This window comes from Paenibacillus sp. EZ-K15 (genome assembly GCF_002573715.1).
GTDB lineage: Bacteria > Bacillota > Bacilli > Paenibacillales > Paenibacillaceae > Paenibacillus_AQ.
Genome location: NZ_PDHM01000009.1, coordinates 205,455 through 227,403, shown reverse-complemented (window position 1 = coordinate 227,403; position 21,949 = coordinate 205,455). Strand labels below are relative to the sequence as shown.

18 protein-coding genes are annotated in these 21,949 nt (G+C 50.0%); 11 read left to right on the top strand and 7 right to left on the bottom strand.

What is annotated here, in order from left to right; translation table 11 throughout:
- Nucleotides 1-108 precede the first annotated feature (108 nt).
- The 5 genes from CRG97_RS06920 to CRG97_RS06900 all read left to right on the top strand — a co-directional run bounded on the left by CRG97_RS06920 (nt 109) and on the right by CRG97_RS06900 (nt 5,402).
- Entirely contained in the window at nt 109-1,476 is a 1,368-nt protein-coding gene (locus CRG97_RS06920; RefSeq protein WP_098742370.1) for an ABC transporter substrate-binding protein, read from the top strand.
- Nucleotides 1,477-1,555: 79 nt separating this feature from the next.
- Nucleotides 1,556-2,533 (top strand): carbohydrate ABC transporter permease, encoded by a 978-nt coding sequence (locus CRG97_RS06915; RefSeq protein ID WP_202618880.1) that lies wholly within the window; start codon nt 1,556-1,558, stop codon nt 2,531-2,533.
- Complete coding sequence (locus CRG97_RS06910) at nt 2,530-3,369, top strand: carbohydrate ABC transporter permease (protein WP_098742369.1); 840 nt, start codon at nt 2,530-2,532, stop codon at nt 3,367-3,369. Before CRG97_RS06915 ends, CRG97_RS06910 begins: the two co-directional genes overlap by 4 nt.
- Nucleotides 3,370-3,394: 25 nt before the next feature.
- Nucleotides 3,395-4,399 (top strand): Gfo/Idh/MocA family protein, encoded by a 1,005-nt coding sequence (locus CRG97_RS06905; RefSeq protein ID WP_098742368.1) that lies wholly within the window; start codon nt 3,395-3,397, stop codon nt 4,397-4,399.
- A 1-nt stretch (nt 4,400) separates the two neighbouring features.
- Complete coding sequence (locus CRG97_RS06900; RefSeq protein WP_098742367.1) at nt 4,401-5,402, top strand: aldose 1-epimerase; 1,002 nt, start codon at nt 4,401-4,403, stop codon at nt 5,400-5,402.
- Between the two features lie 145 nt (nt 5,403-5,547).
- On the opposite strand, the gene CRG97_RS06895 is transcribed toward CRG97_RS06900, so the two are convergent.
- From CRG97_RS06895 to CRG97_RS06885, 3 genes are read right to left on the bottom strand one after another with little or no spacing between them, the layout of a single operon-like run.
- Nucleotides 5,548-7,167 (bottom strand): extracellular solute-binding protein, encoded by a 1,620-nt coding sequence (locus CRG97_RS06895; RefSeq protein ID WP_098742366.1) that lies wholly within the window; start codon nt 7,165-7,167, stop codon nt 5,548-5,550.
- 33 nt (nt 7,168-7,200) lie between these two features.
- Complete coding sequence (locus tag CRG97_RS06890; protein WP_076322931.1) at nt 7,201-8,082, bottom strand: carbohydrate ABC transporter permease; 882 nt, start codon at nt 8,080-8,082, stop codon at nt 7,201-7,203.
- 16 nt (nt 8,083-8,098) lie between these two features.
- On the bottom strand, nt 8,099-8,989 hold the full coding sequence (locus CRG97_RS06885) for an ABC transporter permease (protein WP_237566323.1): 891 nt from the start codon (nt 8,987-8,989) through the stop codon (nt 8,099-8,101).
- Nucleotides 8,990-9,351: 362 nt separating this feature from the next.
- Here CRG97_RS06885 and CRG97_RS06880 point away from each other — a divergent pair, with 362 nt between their 5' ends.
- Nucleotides 9,352-11,616, top strand: coding sequence for a helix-turn-helix domain-containing protein (locus tag CRG97_RS06880; RefSeq protein WP_098742364.1), 2,265 nt, complete (start codon nt 9,352-9,354; stop codon nt 11,614-11,616).
- A gap of 76 nt (nt 11,617-11,692) precedes the next feature.
- Here CRG97_RS06880 and CRG97_RS06875 read toward each other — a convergent pair whose 3' ends face one another.
- From CRG97_RS06875 to CRG97_RS06865, 3 genes are read right to left on the bottom strand one after another with little or no spacing between them, the layout of a single operon-like run.
- Nucleotides 11,693-12,664 (bottom strand): 2,3-diaminopropionate biosynthesis protein SbnB, encoded by a 972-nt coding sequence (locus CRG97_RS06875; RefSeq protein WP_098742363.1) that lies wholly within the window; start codon nt 12,662-12,664, stop codon nt 11,693-11,695.
- Nucleotides 12,665-12,667: 3 nt separating this feature from the next.
- Entirely contained in the window at nt 12,668-13,654 is a 987-nt protein-coding gene (gene sbnA, locus CRG97_RS06870) for a 2,3-diaminopropionate biosynthesis protein SbnA (protein WP_098742362.1), read from the bottom strand.
- A 9-nt stretch (nt 13,655-13,663) separates the two neighbouring features.
- Nucleotides 13,664-14,911: a phenylacetate--CoA ligase family protein gene (locus tag CRG97_RS06865; protein ID WP_237566322.1), complete on the bottom strand. Its 1,248-nt coding sequence runs from the start codon at nt 14,909-14,911 to the stop codon at nt 13,664-13,666.
- Between the two features lie 165 nt (nt 14,912-15,076).
- Between CRG97_RS06865 and CRG97_RS06860 the strand changes: the two genes are divergently transcribed.
- The gene (locus CRG97_RS06860; protein ID WP_098742361.1) at nt 15,077-15,862 is read left to right on the top strand and encodes a YheC/YheD family protein; all 786 of its coding nucleotides are present in this window, start codon (nt 15,077-15,079) and stop codon (nt 15,860-15,862) included.
- A 152-nt stretch (nt 15,863-16,014) separates the two neighbouring features.
- Here CRG97_RS06860 and CRG97_RS06855 read toward each other — a convergent pair whose 3' ends face one another.
- Entirely contained in the window at nt 16,015-17,208 is a 1,194-nt protein-coding gene (locus CRG97_RS06855; RefSeq protein ID WP_098742360.1) for an acyltransferase family protein, read from the bottom strand.
- 183 nt (nt 17,209-17,391) lie between these two features.
- On the opposite strand from CRG97_RS06855, the gene CRG97_RS06850 reads away from it, so the two are divergent.
- The 4 genes from CRG97_RS06850 (at nt 17,392) to CRG97_RS06835 (ending at nt 21,883) form a co-directional block, all read left to right on the top strand.
- Complete coding sequence (locus CRG97_RS06850) at nt 17,392-18,324, top strand: helix-turn-helix domain-containing protein (protein ID WP_098742359.1); 933 nt, start codon at nt 17,392-17,394, stop codon at nt 18,322-18,324.
- Between the two features lie 202 nt (nt 18,325-18,526).
- Nucleotides 18,527-19,834: an ABC transporter substrate-binding protein gene (locus CRG97_RS06845; protein WP_098742358.1), complete on the top strand. Its 1,308-nt coding sequence runs from the start codon at nt 18,527-18,529 to the stop codon at nt 19,832-19,834.
- A 269-nt stretch (nt 19,835-20,103) separates the two neighbouring features.
- Entirely contained in the window at nt 20,104-21,057 is a 954-nt protein-coding gene (locus CRG97_RS06840; protein WP_098742357.1) for a carbohydrate ABC transporter permease, read from the top strand.
- A 1-nt stretch (nt 21,058) separates the two neighbouring features.
- Nucleotides 21,059-21,883: a carbohydrate ABC transporter permease gene (locus tag CRG97_RS06835; RefSeq protein ID WP_098742356.1), complete on the top strand. Its 825-nt coding sequence runs from the start codon at nt 21,059-21,061 to the stop codon at nt 21,881-21,883.
- Nucleotides 21,884-21,949 lie beyond the last annotated feature (66 nt).

The following is a 21,949-nucleotide window of genomic DNA, read 5'->3' as shown; positions in this document are numbered from 1 at the left end:
AAGTGTTTGTTGTCCTGACTTGGCAGCAGGTGTTTTTATTAAGGGCATAGGAACGGCGCCTCACCGCGCTTTCCACAATACTAAAAAGCCAGAAGGGGATGAACTAGCATGGTAGACAAGAACAGAAAGAAAAAGGGATGGACGGCTCTCATCGCTGCAGCCCTTACGTTATCAACCGTATTAAGCGCATGCTCGGGTGGTAAAGACCCGGCATCGGCAAGCAACGACCCGTCCGAAGGTGATCAAATTACGATCTCGTTCGAGACGTCGGTGTATGCGGAAGAACCTCATAAGAAGGCAATCGATGCGCTCATTGCCAAATACAATGAATCCCACCCTAACGTCACCATCAAAGTTCACGGCACAGACTACGAGAATTACTGGGATAAACTGACCACGGAGATTCTGGCAGGTACACAGGGGGACATCGTTCAGGTATACCCTGAGAATATTGCCACCTATAATGCGCTGCAGAGCGGCGGCACTTTCGTGAATCTCGACGAAAAGATTCAAGCGAGCGGACTTGAGGACAAGCTTGTCGGACAGGAACTGAGCAAGGTCGACGGCTCCTATTATGCGCTGTCCAATTACGCATGGGGATCAACCGGCATTTTCTACAGCAAATCGATGTTCGAAGCGGCCGGAATTGATCCTGCCTCCATTCAAACGATGGACGACTTCAAAGAAGCCGCCATTCAACTTGGCGGTGTTAAAGACGGGCAATACGGGTTCTCCAGCGTCATCGGCACGCATCCCTTTATCGCCTCGGAATGGTACAGGCTGCTCGCTCGTCCGGTATCAGGAGGAATTTACTTCCCAGACGGCGAGGCAGGCCCTTACGAAGCCGACCGGATTAATGTCAACTCGGCACCGAACGTTTGGGCAGCGGAGTGGTGGCAGGATCTAATCAAGAACCCGCAGGCAACGCCTCCAGGAACCCGCGACAAGAAGGTCAGCCGCGAGATGTTCTGGAATGGGCAAGCCGGCATGATGATGGATGGCCCTTGGTTTATCGGCATGACCAAAGAACGCGATGAAGCTTTAATGGACGACCTTGGACTCATTCCGCAGCCTTCCGTCGTATACGAAGGCCAAACCTATAAACCGAACCCGCACAATTACCCGATCGTATCGATGATTTCCAAAGACAGCAAGCATCCTGATGAAGCTTGGGAGTTCCTTAAATGGATGACATCCCAAGAGGCGCAGCAGATTATCGCCGGCTCCGGCATGATTCCGAGCAGCAAGGAATATGCCGAATCCGAAGAATACAAATCGGAGAATCCGCTGGCTGCCCAATTCTTCGATTTCCAGGAGAATGTATATGCGCCGGCCGTTATGGACCCGCCAATTCCCGAACTCGGCTCCCTCTCCCAAATCCTGATCAATGCCGCGCAGGAAATGTTTGTTGGCATGAAAGACGCCAAGACAACGCTGGACAGTGCAGCTGAGCAAATGAAGGACACGATGCATTAAAAAACATTCGGATGATCAAACGTTTGAAGCCGCCTGGCTTCATGGCCGGGCGGCACTTACATCATAAGGAGGTAGGGGAATGAATCCAACGCGAACGGATGTGACAAGCAGGCAAACTCCCTTGCCATTGAAAAGACCATCGAGGGCAAAGCGTTTATGGCTAGAGGAAAAACGACATTTCAAAAAAAATATAGCCGCATATTTATTTATTGCACCGCTGGTCATTACCGTTGCTCTCGTGCTCCTCTATCCGATTCTGAAATCGGCGCTGATGAGCGTGCAGTACTGGAAGGTTGCCAAACCGATTGCCGAAGGCAATCCCTTTGTAGGATTGGACAACTATACAGCCGCGATCCAGTCGGGGAACTTCCTGAAATCGTTAGGCATTACCTTTCTATATATTATCGTGACGGTGGCTCTGCGTTTCCTGCTCGGAATCGGTACGGCCGTCCTGCTGAATATTCCCTTCAAGGGCCGAGGGCTTGTAAGAGCACTGGTGATCATCCCATGGGCCGTACCTGAAGTCGTTGCATGTCTCGTATTTATTCTGATGTATGATTACCAATTCGGCGTGATCAATGATCTGCTGCTGAAGCTCAACCTGTTGGTCAATCCGGTCGCTTTCCTCGGCGAAGCCGACACCGCGCTCTGGGCAGCCATGTTCGTCAATGTATGGAAGGGCTTCCCGTTCGCGGCCATCATGCTGCTGGCCGGTTTGCAAAGCATATCCAAAAGCTTGTACGAAGCAGCGGAAATCGACGGTGCCTCGAAATGGCGCCAGTTTCTCAGCATCACCTTCCCGATGTTGAAGCCCGTATCCGTCATCGTGTTCCTGCTGCTTATCATCTGGACCATTAAGGATTTCGGCATCGTATACGTCCTCACCGGGGGCGGACCGAGCCGGGTAACCGAAATACTGACCATCTTCATCTACAGGGCAGGCTTCAAATCGTTTGACTTCGGTCTGGCCTCCGCTGCAGGGATGATCCTGCTGGCGATCTCCATTGTGTTCACCGTCATGTACATGAAAGCGACGAAGGCTGGTGAAATGTCATGAGCAAAGGCCCAAACAAGATTCTTGTATATGTATGCGCTGTTTTTATTTCGTTGTTTGCCGTATCTCCTTTTCTATGGATGATCCTGACTTCGTTGAAGCCTCAGGCCGAAATCTACAGCACGCCGCTGACGTACCTGCCACATGAACTTAATTGGAATGGTTACAAGGGAATGCTGAATCCCAATGCGGATGACAGCGCCAACTTTATGAAATGGTTCGGTAATACGGCGCTAGTCTCGCTGCTAACAACGGTGTTCTCCCTTGTCATCTCCGCTTTTGGCGGCTATGCGATGTCCCGGTTCGGCTTCCGGGGACGGATGTCGCTCGGATATATCATCTTGTTGACGCAGATGCTCCCCGGCTCACTGCTCATTATTCCGCTGTACCTTATCATGAAGGATTACAATCTGCTGAATTCCCATCTGGGTCTCGTAATCGCATATACCACGTTTGCAGTACCGTTCTGTACATGGATGCTAAAAGGATACTTTGACAGCGTGTCCCAGTCCATCGACGAAGCTGCGAGCGTAGACGGGGCCAACCGATGGACGACCTTTATCCGGATCCTGCTTCCGCTCACGCTTCCCGGGCTCGTGGTAACCGGCGTCTTCTCCTTCTTAACCAGCTGGAACGAGTTTATGTTTGCACAGACGTTCATCAGCGATTACGACAAATGGACGCTGTCGATCGGCATCGCCAGCTTTCAAGGACAGTATGTCGTCAACTGGGATTACCTCATGGCGGGCTCCGTCATAACCACACTTCCGATCGTGATTGCGTTCTGGCTGCTGCAGAAACATCTGGTCAGTGGAATGACAGCCGGAGCAGTTAAATAATTTAACCATTCGAGGAGGGTTCATAATGATAAAAATAGGAATCGTAGGCATGGGGATTCGCGGGAATATGTTCGCCGATACCCTTAGCCAAAATCCCTATGCGGAGTTGGCCGCGGTCAGCGATGCTTATGAAACAACACGAAACGCCAGCATGGATAAATACGGGGTTCCCGGTTATCTGCAGGTTGAAGATATGCTGGCAAGCGAGGCTTTGGACGCCATCGTTATTGCCACGCCGGATTTCCTGCATAAAGAGCCCGTTATGCTTGCAGCACGGCAAGGCATTCATATCATGGTTGAAAAACCCTTCTCCACCTCCGTCGAGGAAGCCGAGGACATGTACGCCGAGGTCGAGAAGGCGGGCATTAAGTGCCTCGTCGCATTCGAGAATCGCTGGAATTCTCCATTCGTTGCAGTTAAGGAAGCGGTCCAAAATGGTGACATAGGCAACATTCTGACCATCAATACCCGCTTAAATGACACCATCTACGTGCCCACCAAAATGCTGAAATGGGCCGGGGAATCAACACCCGGCTGGTTCCTTTTCCCTCATGCCACGGATATTGCCTTATGGCTGAAAAGCGGGGTTCTGCCGGTGAGCGTTTACGCGGTAGGCACGAAGAAGAAATTAGTCGCGATGGGGATCGACACCTACGATTCCATGCAAACGATCGTGTCCTTCGATGATGGCACGCACGCTACATTTACGACCAGCTGGGTGCTGCCCGAATCGATGCCGCTTATCTACGACTTCAAGGTCGAGATCATCGGCGAAGACGGGGCATTGTATGTCGATTTATCCGATCAAATGGTCCGTAAAGGCGGCAGCGTGTACAGTCATGTCCATACGCTCGGTACACCGATCAACGGCCAATATACTGCAGCACCCAATTATATGCTCCATTCCTTCGTCGATCATATCCGCCTGGATACGATGCCGGAATCCGGCGCAGCTGCCGGTTTGTTGAATACCAAGCTGGTGCATGCCATCCATCGCTCCGTCTTAAGCGGACAAGTAGAGCAGGTGTGACATGGAGACATGCCCAGCAGTTGAACGATGTACATTTCTTGACATGCCTGCAGTTAGGGCCGAGAATGATCGCTTATCCATGACGGTGGTTCCAGGCTGGGGGAGCAGCGTCATCTCGCTGCGGTGGAAACCATCAGACACGGAATTGCTGCGTATGCCGCCTTCCATGACGGAATATGAGCGGACACCCTTGTTATATGGCATTCCTGTTTTATTTCCGCCCAACCGGATCGAAAACGGGAGTTTTACTTTTGAAGGCCGGCCCTATCAATTCCGGATCAACGAGCCGCAGCATCATAATCATGCGCACGGGCTTGTTCATGACCAGGCATGGGAAGTCGGACGCTGCTGGACAAAAGGGAATCGGGCCGTGATCGAAACCGTGTTCTCTTCAAGAGGCCGTCCAACGATCCTGTCGCAATTTCCCCACGAGTTCACCATCCTTCTGCGTATGAGCATTGATGGGGCCTCGTTCAGGCAGACCGCGGAAATTCGCAATAAAAGCACAAGCTCTTTTCCATGGGGACTGGGATATCATACCACCTTCCGCTTTCCCTTCGGGAATGAATACGGTCAGGAACGCTGCACGCTGCAGGCCCCTGTCGGGAAACGATGGATCCTTAATGACCGCGTGCTGCCGACCGGCGAGCTCGCCCATGATTTCCGCAGCAGAGGCTTACGGGATGGCATCTCCGTCAGTCAGTTTCCGCTCGATGATCTGTTCCTTGCCATGCCGGAAGACCGTAATGAAACCGTATTAACCGATTCGGCGGCAGGCCTCCGGGTTACATACCGTGCGGATGACGCATTCAAGCAATGGGTGCTGCACAATGGCGATGGAGCGAGCGGTTATCTATGCCCCGAGCCTTACACATGTGCTACCAATGCCTTCAACCTGGAACTGGATCCGGAAATCACCGGCATGCAGGTGCTGGAGCCCGGCAGAACCGCCTTGCTGTTCTGTACCATCCATGTAGAAGAACTCTGTTCCTCATCCGATTAAACCATAACAGAAGCGGTCCGTAATCAAGGATGTTTCCTTGAAAGGGCCGCTTCATCATGTAACCTGTTTCACCAATTATTTGGATTAGCAAAAGACGCGATACGGAACCCCCCGCACCGCGTCTTTCGATTGTCATATCTTCCGATTACTCCGCCTGGTAGCGGTCAAATGCAGCCTGGTAAACCTCCATATATCGGTCCATCCCCATCTTGTTGAGTGTATTCACATACTCTTCCCATTGGCTGAACGAGGCCGAACCATTCACGAATTTCGCTTCCATTTCCTTCACGTAATCCTCGATATCTTTACCGATCGAGGTCATGACGTCCATTTCCTCCAATGTAAAGTTAAAATTGTACAGGATCTCCTTCACGGCATACGGCTCTGCTTTTTCAGCAGCGGCCATTGCGTTAGGTCGTGTCTCCGAGGCTTTGAACCATCTCTCCCGCACAAATCCCGGATAGCTGCCCCCGAGCCAAGTGAAATACTTGGCCAACGCCTGATCCTGCGTTAATCCATTTGGATTTTCCGTAATCTCCTTCACATACTCCAGTTGACCCTCAGCGTTCTTCGTGTAAGTCTCGCCTTCTTTACCCATGAAATAGAACTGGGCTCCCTCATCCCCGTAGAAATAATCCATCCAGCGGATCGTTGCTTCCGGATTCGGGTTCTTATCAGTAATCGCAAATGCACCTACGTGAACCATCGGAACTTTGACATGAGAATAGAGTTGATCTCCATGCGGTCCCTTAAGCGCCCCGAGCCCGATGTATTCTTTACGTCCCATCACCATCTCCGGATTCGGCACAATCGTGGCACCGAGCAGGCCCTCCTGCCCTTTCGCATTCAATGCGCCGCCCTCAATCGTGAAGATCTCTTTATCGAGCAGTCCCTCCTGGTGCAGCTTGTTTACGAACTGCAGCATTTCCTTATACTCCGGCAAGGCTTTGGTGAAGCGCAGTTTCCCTGTATCCGGATCTATGTCTACCAATTTATGGCCAAGTCCACTTGTACCAAGTCCCCAAGAGCCTTTCAAGTGATCGATGATTCCGGTAATGCCTGTTGAAGCGAATGGAATCTCATCATGCTTACCGTTACCGTTCAGATCGGTTTTCTGGACCGCCTTCAAATACGCATAGAATTCTTCGGTCGTCTGCGGCTCTTTCATCCCGAGCTGATCCAGCCACTCCTGATTAATCCATATCGGTGTACCAATCAACATGGAGAGCAGCGCAGGATCGTAGAAAGAAGGCAGGGAATAAATATTGCCGTCCGGCATCGTCAGCCCTTTTCGAATATCCGGGTACTGTTCCATCAGCTTTTTGAAATTCGGTGCATATTGATCGATCAGATCATTCAGCGGTATAAATACTCCTTGCTCCCCATAACGGGTTAATTCTGCGGAGCTGACTCTTGCGGAGTAGAATACATCCGGATAATCTCCACCTGCCAGCGCTAGGTTCCGCTTCTCTGTAAGGGTATCGAATGGAATGAGGTTCCAGGTCACATTCACATTCGACATCTCTTGATAGGTTTTCCATACGAGCGTTTCCTCGAATTTGCTCCCGTTCGATGGCGACTTGCCCGTGAAGAACGTCAGGTTGAGGGGCTCGTTCACAATCGGCATGCCGGTCTCGTTAAAATTGGCTTGCGGCGTCTCCCCCTTATCCGCTGCACCTTCCCCGCTTTTACTACCGCAGCCTGTCAGCAATCCGGCTGCCAGTACAGCTGCCAATGTAAGTGAAGTCCATTTTCTCATCACCATAAAATTCAATTCCTCCTCATGAAATATCCGTGATCAACCTTTAATTGCGCCAATCATAACACCCTTCACAAAATACTTTTGCAGGAACGGATACAGCAGCAGCATCGGCAGATTTGTCACAATGACCGCCGCATATTTGATCGCTTCCGCATCCATTAGACTTCGTGCCAGTGAATCATCACTGATATCAACCATCTCCTGCATTTGACCCTGAACCAGAATTTCACGCAGGAACAGCTGCATCGGATAGTTGGCACGGTCTGACAAATAGATCAGCGCACTAAAATACGAATTCCAGTGGCCCACTGCGTAGAACAAAACCATGACGGCTAATATCGGTCCGGATAATGGAAGCACAATCCGCAGCAGTACCCGCATGTTAGAAGCCCCATCGATAAACGCCGCCTCCTGCATTTCCTTCGGGATGGAACTCTGGAAGAAGGTCCGCATGATAATAATGTTCCACACCGATACGGCCGAAGGGATAATGATGGCCCAGATCGTATCCAGCATCCCCAGCTCTTTGACCAGCAAGTAATTCGGGATCATCCCCCCGCTGAAGAACATGGTGAATACGATGATCGCCGTAAAAATGCCGCGGCCGTTAAAATCGGCTCTCGATAACGGATAAGCCGCTGCGATCGTCATCAGTACATTCAGCGCGGTGCCCGTCGTGGTATAGAGCAGCGTGTTTAGGAATCCCCGCATGAGCTCCGAATTGGCAAATAACCGTTCGTAGCCGACAAACGACAGTTCCTTCGGCCATAACCATACTTCCCCCCGCATCACCGTTTCCGGAGCACTAATGGAAGCAATCAGAACAAAAAATAAAGGATACAGTACAAGGAGCGTAATAAAAGATAGTATAATGTAAATAAATACTCCGGCTATTCGTTCACTGCGGCTTTGCGGCATATGCCATCATTCCTCCTTACCATAGGCTGTTCTCGCTGACTTTTCGGGCAATCCGGTTTACGGTAATCAGCATGATAAAGTTGACGATGGAGTTAAACAGGCCAACCGCAGCCGAAAAGCTGTACTGGGCACCCAGTATACCGCTCCGGTATACGTTCGTAGCGATGACGTCAGACGCTTCCATATTGAGTGAATTTTGCATCAGGAAGATCTTCTCAAAGCCGACGCCAAGAACGGAACCGATGTTCAAAATGAGCAGAATGGTCATCGTTGGCGCGATCCCCGGCAGATTAATATGCCAGATTCGCCGGAGCCAGCCCGCACCATCCACCTTGGCCGCCTCATGCAGCTGCGGATCAATCCCGGCGAGTGCCGCCAAATAAATAATGGAGCTCCAGCCCATGCCCTGCCACACGCCAGACCACACGTAGATGCTCTTGAACCAGGAGGGCTCCGTCATGAATGCGATCGGCTCTCCGCCGAAGGAGGTGATAATCGAATTGACTAGGCCGCTGACCGGCGATAGGAACATCATGATCATACCAACGACGACCACCGTAGATAAGAAATGGGGTGCATAAGTTACGGTTTGTACAAATCGGCGGAACCGGCCCGATCTGGCTTCATTAATCATCAAGGCCAGGATAATTGGAATTGGAAATCCGACCGCCAGCTCATATAACCCGATGCCCATCGTGTTTTTGATAATCCGCCAAAAATAAAAGCTGTCAAAAAAGCGTTCAAAATGCTTGAAGCCCACCCATGGACTATCCATGATCCCTTTGTTCGCAATAAAATCCTTAAATGCAATCTGGACGCCATACATGGGTACATAATGAAATACAATGAAGTATAACAGAACTGGTGCAAATAAAGCGTAAAGCTGCCAGTTTCTGCGAACCTGCATCATCCAGCTTCGCCAAGCACTTTTCTTGCGAATGTTTGAATGCGCTTCCACGGTGTTAAGATGACGTTGTAAAATCGGCAATCCCCCCTCTTTCGTCTATGCGTCTTCGTGTGTCCCAAGGTCCACGTCTGCATCATAAACGACCCGAATGCCTAAGGGGTATTGACCATTTTAATGATGTCTCGCCTTTCATTGGATGACTGGGCAGAAGTGCCATTTTCCTAAAGCATTGCTTAAAATCTAAAATATTGACTATCCATTTTTTACGAACGATTAACACGAATCGGGCACAATCCTTAACACTTGTCCTATATAATGTTGTGAAACCTTGGACGTCAGAAAAATACAAAGGGGGGAAGGCTGTGAATTGGATCAGACATAAAAGCCGCAGTGTATTCTTTAAGATTTTTCTGAGCTTTCTGGCCATCATCGTGTTATTCGGATTGTTCTATATGGTCATCTTCCAGCTTTTTAAGACCAGCCTGCAAAAAGAAATCATCGATACCAGCCAGCAGGCCGTTCACGATACGGCGGAACGGTTCACCAATCAATTCAGCAGGCTTCAGGTGCTGATGTTTGATATATACAATCAATCCGAATTAATCGGCTTCAATAATCAGCTTCGCAACCAGGCCGGAAACGAAGTGAATTACTTGAAAGCCCGCGAAGTGATGATGCAGATGCGGAGCGATATCTATAACCCGTTATTCTTTCTGGAGGACACCCTGATTTATCTTCGGGAGTTTGATTTTGTACTGAGCAAATCCGGAAGCGGCGATGCTTCCTATATGTTCAATCGTTCCTATGCAAGTTCGATGTATCCTTATTCATTCTGGAGCAGCTACGAAGGCCATCAGGAGTCCTTCAAACTCCTCCCTGCATCAACCTATCGAATCAACAACGATTTGTCCGAGAAAAAACTGATGCCCTTTGTCTATAAACAGCCGGATAGTCCTTATGAGGTCATTGCCCTCATCGATATCGACAAGGCCGCCCAGTCCTTCTTCGGCGAGTCGGTTGATCGTGCACTCGCCATTCTGAATGCCGAAGGCCAAGTGCTGTATACGCTAGGCTCCATGAACCAAGATCAGCTTCCGTCGTTTGAAGCCGGACAGAAAGCCGTGCTGAAGGATGGAACCTACTATTTTGCCGAAGCCGGATCCGACGGACTGACCTATGTCTCGGCCGTACCTTACAGCCATGTCTCTTCTCAGTTGAGCCGGTTAACCGGCGGTTTGCTGCTCATTTTCTGCCTGTCGCTTGGCGTGGCCCTTGCCGCTTCCTATTTCCTCAGCCGCAGATTGCACAAGCCGGTGAAGCAGATTCTAACCACCGTTCTGAACAGAGCCAACAGTTCATCCATGCCGGAATCCGGCAGCATCACGGAATACGATCTGATCCAGAACCGTATTCAAGAGCTGTTCCGGGAGAAGGAAGAAATACGGGAGCGCATGAACAAGCATAAATCCGTTCTAACCAGTTACTCTTATATCAGTCAGTTGAAGAGCATCAATACCGATATCAGCGAGTGGGAGGACTTCCTGTCGGATGACGGAAGCTTTATCGTGGTTCTGTATCACATCCGTTTCCGGATGAATCCGGTTTATGAGCTTCCCCTTCAAACCGATCAGGCTGTCCGCCATATGCTGGAGCATATTCATCTGATCACGGCTGAGCGCTATCCGGGGTCTCATACGTTCCAGATCGAAAAGAATGAGATTGTATCTATCTTTAAACGGGAGGAAGCCGCCCGCCTGGAGGATCTTCTGCTGGAAATCAAGGACATGTTAAACGAGGAAAAGGAATTGTTCCTGGTCACCATCGCCGTCAGTTCCCAGGTGAGCCATTCGTCCGAATTCAATCAAGCCTACCATCAGGTCAAAGGACTGGCCGCGCAGGCACAGCTCCTGGAGGAATCCCAGATGGTAACCAAGCAGCGGGTTCTTCCAACCACCGTCAATCTGAGCCCGTCTCAGGAAAAAGGACTGCTTGACGCCCTGCAATCCGGCAGCGACAGCCGCTCCTTGCAGATCATCGACCAGGCGCTCGAAGCAATGCAGCGTAAGGAGGCGGGCATCGCGCAATTTCGTTTCTTCGCCGATTCGGTCGCTTCCAAGATCCTAAGTTATATGGAGATGGCCCAGATAGACAAAACTTCTGTCCAATCCTTGAAACAGTGGAGCGCAAGGCTGGCAGAATGCCATTGTTTATCTGATTACCAGGGGGTATTCCGTCAGCTCGTCGAAGCCTCCTGCGCCCTCGTTTGCAAGAAAAAGGATACCGGGGAAGAGCCACTCATCGCCATGTTCATGAACATTATCCATAACCAGTATGCCGATGATCTGTCTCTCGACTATTTGTCAGCCAAGCTGAACCTGTCGAGCGCCTACCTCTCCGTCTATATCAAGGAGAAGACCGGTCTCAACTTCAGTGACCATCTGCTTGGCATCCGCATGAACAAAGCGAAGGAGCTGCTCGCGTGCACGGACTTGACCGTCAATGAGATCAGCCAGCGTGTCGGCTATCTCAACATTACCTCCTTCAACCGGACGTTCAAGAAGGCCACCGGCATGACGCCGGGCGCTTACCGCCGGCAGCATGTGGTGCAGACCCATGCGAGCGGTTAAAGGTCTGTCTTAACAACAGGGCCCTTCGTCCCGCTGTACAGCGGGACGAAGGGCCCTGTTGTTCTAATATGGATCGCTATCCTTTATCCAATACAATGCCTTTCCCAAGTCGCTTTGCTTCGCGATAATAGTAACTGGCTATGCCAATATCGAATACCGCTAATCCCATAGGGTTGAAGAATACCGTTTCATGATCGTCGTAAGCGGCCAGGCCGTCACGACATAAAATATCTGAGAGCGTCAGGACGTCGGATTCCTGCAATCCGGTCATCAGATGCAGTTGTTCCACATCCGTGTTCTCACGGCAAACCTCCATCCATTCATCGACAACAATGGCCTTGACCCCGGCTACGCTGTCTGTTGTATAATCCCGCAGCGACACATTGAGAAGCAGCATCCCCTCCGATGGCTTCTCATTGATATATCGCTCTCCCGAGACGGTGCATGTGGCGAGAACATCGGCGTTTCGGTAGACAGGCTGCCAAGTATCCGCAATATCTGTGATGTTCCGAACCTCCTCAGGCACGGTTGCCGGATCGATGCCTTTGAGATCGTATAGATGCACACGTTCCAATCGATCCCCCAGCAGCGCCCTGCACATCGCGAGGTGCATCTGCCCGACCGGCCCCCAGCCAATGATACCGATCCGTACGCTCTCGAGCCGCCTGGCTGCAATGAAGGCTTTCAGCATTAACCCGCTTACAGCGGCTGTCCTCAAACCATTCAGCAATCCACTATATATGACAGCCACGGGCTCACCGGTCAACGGATGATTAAGGATTATCGTGTTATGCGCTCTTGGCAGACCATGCAGGCTATTGCCCGGAAAGCTTGCGATCCACTTGATGCCGGACATATTTACATTTCCTCCAACAAAAGCAGGCATGGCAATGATTCGGTTCTCGGGAGCGCGAAAGCGTAAATACGGCTTTAGCGGATGAACGCAGTCCCCATTCTCTTTGATCCTGATGATTTCATCTATCTTTTGAATCAGCGTTGACCAATCCATCCCGATTTCACGTATATGTCCGTCATGTAAATAAATCATGATCTATCCTCCAAACGAGAAAGTAACCGGGTCCACACCAAACTCCTGCTGTACCCATATATCGTTATACACCGTGTCCAAATATCTTTCACCGCGATCAGGTAAAATCACCGCACATACCGCTCCTTCAGGAATGCTGCCCGACATCCGCTGGACTGCTGAGATAACCCCGCCAGATGAAGCGCCGGCGAGAATCGACTCGTACCGAACCAGATCCCGGCAGCCCCGTATGCAATCTAGGTCCGACACGTACTCTACGCGGTCCGCTATATCCTCGTGGTATAAAGTCGGCGTTATGCCGGCACCCAGTCCAGGCAATTTCCGCGGACCTTTCTCTCCCCCAAAAATAACGCTTCCCTTTGCATCCACAGCCACAACTTGCGTAGACCACTGCCGATCCGCAATATACTCTCTGCATCCCCGGATCGTACCGCATGAGCTAGCCCCGCAAAACAAATAATCAATCTCGCCCAACCGCTCAGCAATTTCCTGCATGGTGGTTTCTTTATGGGCCAAAAAGTTGTCCGGGTTACCGTATTGATTGGTCCAGTAAGCATTAGGAAAACGGTGAACCAGTTCACTAACCCTTCTTATTCTTGCAGGCAGAAATTCACCGGTTTCCTTGTCGGGCTCCGTGACCAGTTCAAGCTCCCCGCCAAAGCTGCGAATGATGCGGCGATGCTGATCCGTTGTGCGCGGATCAATGACACAGATGAAACGCAGCCCCAAGTAGTTGCAGAGTTGTGCCAGGCTGATGCCCAGATTGCCTGAGCTGGATTCAATGACGACCGTGCTCGGCGCGATTTCGCCGCGGCGCATGGCCTCCCGAAGCATATGAAGCGCCGGTCGATCCTTGGTGCTTCCTCCGGGATTCATCCACTCCAGTTTTCCGTATACATCAAACGAACGGTTGTTAAACAATCGACTAAGGCGGATTAATGGGGTGACACCGATCACGCCTGCAATCCCGTCTCGAAGTTCCAAGGTCATTCTCCTTATTTACTCGTACCATATTTTTTTATGTTTAACCGATGTCTTACCTGCTCCTGGCTCACCATCTCCGCGTATCACCTGGATTTCGCCAAGGATTCCGGACTGTATCATCGTACCGATCTCGGGAATCTGCTGCTCGATATCATGCTTGATCCTCTGCAATATCGCTTGCTCTGCCGTGGAATGGAATATATATACGATTAAGGCGTTATGAGCCACCTTCACCTGAACGCTGCCCGCATGCAAATGGCGCAAGACGACGTTTTCAATATCATAGATGCTGATCTTCTCTCCATGCTTCAGATCAGGTCCGATTCGCTTAACGATGCTGCTAAAGCTTTGACGGAGTCTTCCATCCACCATTATCGGGCGCAAATCGCGCACGACGTCGTAGGTGACATAGCGAATGGCGGGAAACGCTTCCCGATGCCCCGATGTCAGAACCAGCACCGATTCCTCCGCATTGACAAGCGGTTCCAGATCAGCGTCCAGTTGCTCCGGGCGTACTCCCTCAGCAAGCAGTCCGTCCGTCAGAAGATATCGCCCGTGTTCATGGGAGTAATAAGCAATCGTGCCGATCTCGATGGAACCGTACGTATCCGTAATATGGTCTGCACCGATTCCGAGCCGTTTGGCGGTGAGCTGAATCCAGGCGGGGGAAGCCATTTCGCCGACCAGTATGACGTGACGGATGCCATATGCGGTCGCGTCAATCGAAGCGTTCAGGATGCGATCCAGTATCGACGGCATCGTATATAGCACCTCCGGCTTGCACAGTGCGAGCCGCTCAAGATGCTGCTCAATCGGCGCCTGAAAGGGGATCGATTCGGCGTTCATACCTAAGCGGCGGAACACCTCGATCGACGTTGCCTCTGCGTGCCCGGTTCCCATATCCGCAATAGCCGATCGATATTGGCCGGATCCAAGAATCTGCCGGTACACCTGGAGCTTGAACCGAATATAATCCTCTTCATCGGCTTCAGAGTAATAAATCGCTTTGCGCCGACCCGAACTCGTGCCGGAAGTACGATAATAATGAACATCGCTTCGAGCTGCCAACGGATTGTCATCCGTATAGTATTGCTCCTCCAGCACGGTGTGCGTCATCAGCGGTAGATGCTCCAGCTCTAACCTCGGCTCCTGAGCCATCTCATCAAGCTCTCTTCCGATGCTCCTCCGTACCCAGCCCTCATACCATGGCATATAACGACGCGAGCGGACCAAGGCTTGCTGCAGAATGTTGGAATCCCGCACTTCGCTTCCCCCTTCGACAGATTGGAGTCCACTACCCCTGACTATAGTCTATGTCGCTTCCTTCATTTCGTTCGATTCCCCCTATAGAAAAAAAGCTGCACGGTTACACTTTGCCCGCCAGCTTCGTACAATAACACCATATCTTCCTGAAATGAGGCACATCTTATGAAAACCTCCCGATTCACGGTGAAGAGCAAGTGGACCAAAACAAAACTTCTGCAAAGCCAACAAGAGTTGGCGAAGCTCGTTCCACCCACCCAGCTGTTTTCACGGAGACATCTGTTTGACATGCTGGAGCGCTACGGCATGGTATATGTGAAACCCGATGCTGGTTCACAAGGTAAAGGGGTCATGCGCGTGGAGAAGAAGGGATCGGCATATCAGTATCAAAACGGCATAAGAACGTTGACTTGTCGTTCTTATCGAGAACTGTACCGATCATTGAGTGAACAAATAGACAGCAAGCGCTATCTGATCCAGAGAGGAATACATTTGCTGACATATGATCATCGCCCTTTCGACCTTCGTGTCATGATTCAAAGAAACCCGGAGGGGGAATGGGAGGCTACCGGAACGGTTGGACGTGTCGCCCATCCGAGAAAAGCGGTTACCAACGGCAGCCAAGGCGGTACGATTTATGCCGCAGACCGACTTATTCGCGCAAGTGCGGATGATGCGAAGACAGACGAACTCCTTCAAGAGATTGACCGTATTGCCTTGGCAGTGGCTGCTGCCATGAGCCATACTTATCCTGCATTGAACGAATTGGGGCTCGACCTCGCAGTAGATCGCGACCTTACGCTCTGGATACTGGAAGTGAACACGCTCCCTGATCCATGCCCATTCACCAAACTTAAACAGAAGGACACCATTGAAAGAATCGTGTCTTACGGAAAAGCGTACGGGCGCTACTATCCCTTGAACTGTAAAAAATCGAAGCAGGGTATGTAAGACATATTCATTTCATGTAAGGAGGAATAGCAAGAACCTTCGGTTACCGCAGCCTGCCGAGCCTGGGATTAGGTAAATGCCCAAACTCTATCGGCCGCGGACCAGAAGGTTTTTTCTCATGCATAAATGGGCTTATTTGATATCCTTAGTCTTTAGTCTGCCTTTACGGATTGCTCATGAGGGACATGGGCATTGAGCGCTCTCCTCTTCCGGCTGGCAAGCCATTTCTTGCTCCAGCGCGACAGCAAAGATAAGACGTTAACGTCCACCAGCCGGTAGAATACATGGGCAGCGCCAAAGATCACCGGAACCGTGATTAGACTCGTCACGATTACATTCCACCCATAGGAGAGAAATGTGCTGAACAGAAGAAATAGATGGCATCCCAGTGTACAAATGATCGTGAAGTGCACTAGATAGAGCGAGAACGATATCTTTCCCAGATAGGCAAATAACTTATGATGAAACAACGCTTGCAGCCATCTCGAATTCAGCAGGGCTATCAGAATCAGAAACGATCCGATCACATGATAAAATGTAAAAAATTCGAATCTATCCGATTCCCACACGAGAATAGAATAGATTGTTCCCTCCGGATCCAAGTATGGATAAGAGCCAAGATAAATGCCAACCGTGATCCATATGAAGCTCATCCATGGTGCATTGAAATAAGACAGCCAATCCCGATCGCTATGCTTCAAGTCTGCGAGCAGCATCCCCAGCACAAATCCCAGGTAGTAAGAATCGTTGAAGGCGTAGACCAGGAGAACATATGCAGCATAACGGATCACCCGTCTCCCACACAGGACAAGAAACCCAAAAATCAGAAACGATCCGAACAGCTCATAAGTCATGGTCCAGAGTACAGGATTATACTGCGATCCATACGTGAAAAAGGTATGAAACAAGCCTTCCTTCAGCATGACTAGCAGATTGGCGTTAGCCATAAACGGATCGGGCATCGAAGATAACGTCATTCCGCGTATATTGTCGTATGCTCCGAGATCCAACACGATGATTAGATAAGCAAGGAAGACGGATACCAAGGCGGGTACAGCCAAACGAAAATAGCGGCGAATGGCAGACGAATAAATGATGAGCCTGTCCCCGGTTTGAAAAAATCGATAGCTGAGCACATATCCGCTCAGCACAAAAAACAGACAAACAGAGAAGTTGCCGTTAAACAGCAGATTAAACGGTGTTCGCGCGGCAATCCCCTCGAAAACGAAATGCTCGATCTCCTTCCTCCCCTCAAAAACCGACGGTGCAAACACCTGAAAAAAATGAGATACGACCACTATCAATGCAGCTAAACCTCTCAAACCATCCAAATATACAATTTTCATAACAACCCCACGTTCCCCTAGAAATAGGATGTTTGCGAATGCGAAACATATTTCAAAAGGGCAGGAAGAGGAATGCTGTACACGATTCGTTTTTCAGGGATAATCATCTTTAAGAAAATGGCTGCTTATAAATTGAAAGCGTTTTCTTAAATTTGAAGGAAATCAATAGGGGAGGGTAAAACATTGAGTATTTATTGGAGTCAGGTTGATATTGAAGAACTAACGGGATCAGGTGTCGTTTATTTTAACTCAAAGATGGAAATGTTGGAAGGTCTTCCGTGCAAAATGTATAAATTGACCTATCAACAGAGCTTATGGACGCATTGTCATGATTATTTTCAGATTTGGTATGTGGCAAAAGGGGCATTCCAACACACCGTCTATCAACAGGCGTACGAGATCTCCAAGGGCGATATTTTTGTTATACCTCCATTTACCTTGCACAGTGTCAGCATTTCACCCGATGAGGATATCGAGATTTACGGATGCGAATTTATGCCAGCCTTCGTGAACGAGAGATTTCAGGAAATGCCAACAGATCATTCTTTTTTTGATGTGGGGTTTCTGGAATATTTTCTGCGCAAGGAAATGAACGCCCAGTCCAAAATAACGCTGGACAGCGTTACCGACGTAACAGTCCAAAATGTCTTGAAGGACATGCTGATTGAATACGAGAGACGAACCCCTTTTTTTCAAATCTCGCTCAAAGCGAAGCTGCTTGTCCTCCTCTCGATTCTGGTACGGCAGGTCAACGGTGAACTGCTCAAAGAAGGGTTCGAGAAATCAGAGAAATACCGGGGAATCATGACAAGAGTCGTTGATCATATCCATAACCACTACCAGGAAGATATGAATCTCAATGATCTATGCACCCTATCAAATTTATCAAGGTCCACGTTCTGCATCCTCTTCAAAGAATGGACAGGCAAAACATTCAACCGGTATCTCACCGACCTGAGGATTCTGCAGGCCATGATGATGCTGAAGCAGCCGGAGTTAACCGTTACGGATGTTTGCTACTCTAGCGGTTTTAATGAACTCTCTTATTTTTGCAGAATCTTCAAAAAATACACGGGTATCTCCCCCACCGACTTTCGTAAACAAGCGATCAAATAGAACGTTCAATGCCATACGATAATCCTATTTTTGAACACGATAGTGAAATGAAATGATTTTTTTACATGCTACGATATCCATAATTCTTACAAATAACTGGATCAGGGCCGGTTGTTTAGTCAACTGTTTTGGGGAGGGAATTGATAGAACTTCGTATTACGATTACACGATTGTACACGATTGCTCAAGGGGAGGAAGAGGAATGAAGAAGAAACATTTGATATGGAGTCTTATTCTATTGTTCTCTATCGTAACAGGATGCTCTGGCGGTAATCCGCCGCAATCGGGCAGTGATGCTGGTGACAAGCCATCCGATAATCCGCCTGCCCAAGATGCCGTAACGCTCGACTTCTGGTACGGCTGGACCGGACCGGAAGCGGAAGCGCTGGAACGATTGATTGCCAAGTGGAACTCGGCCAATCCCGACATTCAAGTAAAAGGCCTATCCCAAAGCGATTATCAGAAACAGCTTACCGCAATCACCGGGGGCAATCCTCCGGAGATCGCATCCCAATTCGGACAAAATGTCGTGCCATGGGGGCTGCGCGGCGCCATGATGCCGCTGGATGATTATATAACGAAGGACGGCTTGGATCTTAAGGACTTCGTGCCGGCTGCCCTAAGCACTTCCCAGCATGAAGGCAAGACGTATGCGATCCCGACGGCCATGCATGTATCCATGCTGTTCTACAACAAGGATATTTTGCAGGAAGCTGGTTATGACGCTCCACCGGAAACGATAAGCGAGCTTAAAGAATATATCAAAAAGCTGAGCATCGTCGAGGATGGCGGGCGCCTCCAGCGGCTCGGATTGTGGCCCGGAATGGATGCGTATACGTTCAGCTATGCCTTTAACGGATCGTTTTATGATGAAGCGGCGCAGCAGGTGACGCCGGACCATCCCGGGATCCAATCGGCGATTAAGCTCTCGAAGGAGATCTGGGATCAATACGGTTCCGATAATCTGGATCGATTCTCTTCCGGGCTTGGCCAATACATGTCGGCACAGAATCCGTTCTTCTCGGGCAAGTATGCGATGACGATCGATGGAGAGTGGCTGCCCACCTTCATCAAACAATACTCGCCTGATCTGAATTATGGCATTGCCCCGATTCCTTATGATGAGAACAACCCGGAACTTCAAAACTCCGGAAATGTGACTACCAGCGTATTCTATATCCCGAAAGGCGTCAAAAACCCGGACGCTTCCTGGAAATTCATTAAATGGATGACCGAACCGGAGCAAATGGCCGAATTTACCGCCGCCCTTGGGAATCTCCCAACGAGAAACTCTGCTTTCTCCAATCCACTCTATGAGGATGTGCCCGGATTCAAGGAATTCCTCGACTATTCGGGAAGCGAAAACCTGAGGTCCTTCCCGGCTTCCTCCTACGCGAACGAATACATGACGGAGTTCAGCGCGCAATATGATGCTATTCTCCGAGGTACCGTCAGCATGGAGGAAGGCTTGGACAAGGTAAAGGCAAAGATTCAGCCGCTGGTGAAATGATGAGCTAAGCAGGCTCTGTCCAATGCAGCGACGTATTGGGCGGAGCTGCATACTAATACTTAAAGTGCGTGTTCAAAAAGGTCGATTTTCAGCACCGAGAAGGTTGGATGAAGCTAGGGACGTTAGAAGCGGAGCGTACGTTTTGGGTACGTGAGCACCGAAAGGCCCGGCTGAATTCAAGATTCGATGCCGAGCTGCTTCCTGATTCACTTCGTGATCAAAAGCGGACTTTTTGAACAACCTCTTAAAGCGGAAGGAGAATCGCGAAGATGAAGGTCTCCACAACAGCGAATCAACGAAAACACGCATCAGGCTGGTCCAGGAAGGAGCGTCATTATGTATACCTTGGCCTGGCGTTCGCCTCTCCTTGGATTATCGGCTTTCTGGCTTTTACGGTCTATCCGTTCTTCGGTTCGCTCTACCTGAGTCTGACCGAATACGATTTATTCAGCCCTCCCAAGTGGGTAGGGCTTCAGAATTACGAGCAAATTTTTGCGGATGACCGCTTCTATAAGTCGCTCGGTAACACCTTTTTCATGGCGTTCATATCCGTGCCGATCACGCTAACCGTCTCTCTGCTGATTGCCGTGATGCTCAATTTCAAAGTAAAGGGGATCAATTATTACCGCACCATCTTCTACCTTCCATCCGTCATACCGATCGTTGCAAGCGCTCTATTGTGGACATGGATGCTGAACCCCGACTTCGGTTTGGTTAACATGGCACTTCGCACCCTGGGTTTAACAGATCCGGCGTGGCTGCTTGATCCCCGTTATACGAAACCATCTCTTATCCTGATGAGCCTGTGGGGCTCAGGTGCGGGCGCTTTAATCTTTCTGGCCGCCCTCCAGGGCGTGCCGAGACAATATTATGAAGCTGCTCAGGTCGACGGAGCGAATTGGTGGTACCGGTTCTGGAAGATTACGGTTCCTGCGCTGTCCCCCATCATTCTTTTTCAACTCATCATGGGGTTGATCGGTGCCTTTCAAATTTTTACGGAGTCTTATATTCTGGCCGGAGGCAAGGTGGACGGAAGCGGCTCACTGGGCGGCCCGGAGCAGTCTCTGCTGTTCTATGCGGTCAATCTATATCAGGAAGCCTTTGTTTTTCTGAAAATGGGATATGCCTCGGCGCTTGCCTGGATTCTGTTTATTATCGTATTGCTGATTACGTTCATCCTGTTAAAAACGTCAGGCCGCTGGGTCTATTACGGAGGTGAATAACATGGCTGTCAAGTTGCGAGTGATCTTACCGCATGTAGTCCTTCTTCTATTCGCTGTTATCTTCCTGTTCCCATTTGTATGGCTGGTGATGACCTCGTTGAAGACACCGGAAGAAATACTCAAGTTTCCACCGAGTATCCTGCCTGAAACGTTCCAATGGTCAAATTATAAAGAAGCCCTTCAAGCCATTCCTTTTACACGCTATATGATGAACACGTTTATGATCTGTATCATTAATATCATCGGTCAGCTCTTCTCGGCGCCGCTGGTGGCCTACTCGATATCCCGTATCCCCTGGAGGGGCCGGAACATCATCTTTACCATCGTGGTGGCGACCATGATTCTGCCGGCTCAAGTGCAGATGATTCCGCAGTACATTATCTTTACCAAGCTGGGCTGGGTCAACACGATGATGCCACTGACCATCGGCGCATTCTTCGGGGCACCGTTCTTCATCTTCTTGCTTCGGCAGTTCCTACTTGGCGTACCGACCGAATTGTCCGAGGCAGCGAAGATCGACGGTGCTTCAGAGCCGCGGGTTTATGTCCAGATCATCATGCCGATCCTGAAACCGGCTCTGGCCACCGTCGCTTTATTTTCTTTTGTATGGTCTTACGTGGATTTCATGGGACCGCTCATTTATCTGAACGATTCGGTCAAATGGACCATCACCGTTGGCCTGCAAAGCTTTCAGCAGGACCACGGGGCGCAGTGGGAGAAACTCATGGCTGCTTCCACCATCATGGCGATCCCTATGATCCTAATCTATTTCTTCGGACAGAAGTATTTCATGAAATCGGGATCGGCACTAACCGGGTTCAAATAAGCTAGACCTTCGGAATGGATGCCTTCTCTTCCATAGTAGCTTGGTCTTGTAACCAGCTATGAACAT